Genomic DNA, 1811 nt, shown 5'->3' on the forward strand with positions numbered 1-1811 from the left:
GTTTCATCTTGCTCGGAGCCACTGGTTTTGGTGCGGCCGAGATGGATGCCAAGAGAGGGGAGGGGAGGGCCGTCCTCATCGGTAAAAGGTGCCTGTTTGACGAGTTGTTCTACCCGCAAGCCGGCGATTTCACTCCGGCGGCGCCCGCCCGAGGCAAAGGCTACCATCAGGATAGCCCGATCCCGCAAGGCGGTGAGATCCTCGCCCGAACAGGTCGCCAGAAGCTTGCCCAGAATATCGCCGGTAATCGCATTGGCACTCTTGCGGCTGCGCGGCCGGTTCAGGGCACGCACCGCGAGCCGGATTGCCGATTTGACGGACGGTGATGAAAACGACCCTTCCAGCCCCCGCCAGCGGGTCAGCGTTGACCAGTTGGCGAGACGCCGGCGGACGGTTGCCGGTGCGTGTGGCCCCGACACGCGCAGGAACCCGCGTTGACGCAATTCCTCCTCCACGTCGGCCGGCATGCCGTGATCGGGTTCGATCTCGCGCTGCTGCGGCCGCCAGAGATGATGGGCAACGAATTTCAGCAACAGGGCTTCGGACGCGGGGAAGGGCAGGGGGCTGCCGGTTGCAGCCATCGACCAGGCTTCGAGATAGGCCAGATCCGAAGTCAGCGCGCGCAGGGTGTTTTCGCCCATGCCTTCATTGACGAGATGACGCAGCGTCTCGATATCCGCATCCGTCAGAACCTCGGCCAGCATGTCGCGGCGGTTCATCGGCAGAACAGCCGCTATCGTATCTAAAGTCTCGGTGCGTTTTTCAATCGAACCTGACGACGAACTGCTCATTTCGGGAGACTGTTCTCGTCATATAGTTCATCGTGGTTCGAAGTCTGGTGCATGTTTGCAGGCTTTCCCTTAAGCGCCAGCGCCCAGACTTCATCCCATGTGCCCTGACCATCCTGCGAAGTTGGCACGATCGCGGCAATAGGATCGCCTGTTCGACAGATGACAATCTCGTCATCGCGCAAAACGAAGTCAATCAGTTCGTCAAATCGCTCCGCCGTCTCGGCAATGTCCACGAATACCTTCACCGCCATTGCCCTTACCAGACGCGCTCATGCAGAATCGCGTCGAACGCCAGATCCGTCGAGATGAAAGTGCAGTGCTCAAGCCGCGCCTGAGCTGCAAGAATCCGGTCCCACGGATCGCGATGTTCCCAATCAAAATTTGCTGCAAGTTCGGCATGCAAATCGGTGATGGCTAGTGTTTGCAGGCCGCTTTCCGTGACGGCTGCCCGCAGTTCCTGGGGCTTGAGATCAAGCTTGTTCAGGCGCATCTTGTTGTCCAGCTCATAGAACGTGACCGCACTGACGAGGATAGCATTTGCCTTGTCCTCGATCAGCGATCGTGCCTTTATGGACAGGCGATCACTACCGATTGTCCACCAGTAGACGGCGTGGCTGTCGAGCAGGATTTTCATTGCGTGTTTTCGCTATTGTTGGATTTGCCTTGCCAGACGCCGGTATCATCATTCCAGTCTCCGGCATCGATCGCCGCCTGCTCTGCATCAACTGTATCGAACAGGTTGTCGGGCAGGCCACGATGGCGCAACAGGCCAAAAGGGCGCTTGCCACCGTCCGCTGCCGGACCGATGCGGGCGTAAACTTCGTTGCCACGCATGATGACGATCTCTTCGCCCTGGTTGGCGCGATCAAGGACTTCGGCGAAATTCTTGCGGGCTTCGCTGATCTTGTAGCTTGTCTGGGGCATCGGGACCTCCGAAATTGGCCGTACGCCACTGATACCATTGTTTTACAGCACGTACAAGTACTTCGTACATATCACCTTCGATAAGAGATACTTATC

Annotated in this window: 4 protein-coding genes; all 4 read right to left on the reverse strand. The window is 58.1% G+C overall.

Going from position 1 to position 1811, the window contains the following annotated elements; translation table 11 throughout:
- The coding region (locus tag VBH83_RS19230) for an integrase (protein ID WP_396999082.1) at positions 1-791 on the reverse strand (791 nt) is incomplete at its 3' end.
- Positions 788-1042: a type II toxin-antitoxin system Phd/YefM family antitoxin gene (locus tag VBH83_RS19235; RefSeq protein WP_396999083.1), complete on the reverse strand. Its 255-nt coding sequence runs from the start codon at positions 1040-1042 to the stop codon at positions 788-790. The genes VBH83_RS19235 and VBH83_RS19230, both read right to left, overlap by 4 nt.
- A 5-nt stretch (positions 1043-1047) precedes the next feature.
- Positions 1048-1425, reverse strand: coding sequence for a type II toxin-antitoxin system VapC family toxin (locus tag VBH83_RS19240; RefSeq protein ID WP_265986750.1), 378 nt, complete (start codon positions 1423-1425; stop codon positions 1048-1050).
- On the reverse strand, positions 1422-1715 hold the full coding sequence (locus VBH83_RS19245) for a type II toxin-antitoxin system Phd/YefM family antitoxin (RefSeq protein ID WP_024897005.1): 294 nt from the start codon (positions 1713-1715) through the stop codon (positions 1422-1424). Before VBH83_RS19245 ends, VBH83_RS19240 begins: the two co-directional genes overlap by 4 nt.
- Positions 1716-1811: the final 96 nt, after the last annotated feature.

Origin of the sequence: Ochrobactrum sp. S1502_03 (genome assembly GCF_044435015.1) — a bacterium.
GTDB classification, from domain to species: Bacteria; Pseudomonadota; Alphaproteobacteria; order Rhizobiales; family Rhizobiaceae; genus Brucella; species Brucella chromiisoli.

Excerpts from the sequence above, each read along its gene's own strand:
- VBH83_RS19235 (WP_396999083.1), bottom strand. The coding sequence starts at position 1,042 with ATGGCGGTGAAGGTATTCGTGGACATTGCCGAGACGGCGGAGCGATTT.
- VBH83_RS19240 (WP_265986750.1), bottom strand. The coding sequence starts at position 1,425 with ATGAAAATCCTGCTCGACAGCCACGCCGTCTACTGGTGGACAATCGGT.
- VBH83_RS19245 (WP_024897005.1), bottom strand. The coding sequence starts at position 1,715 with ATGCCCCAGACAAGCTACAAGATCAGCGAAGCCCGCAAGAATTTCGCC.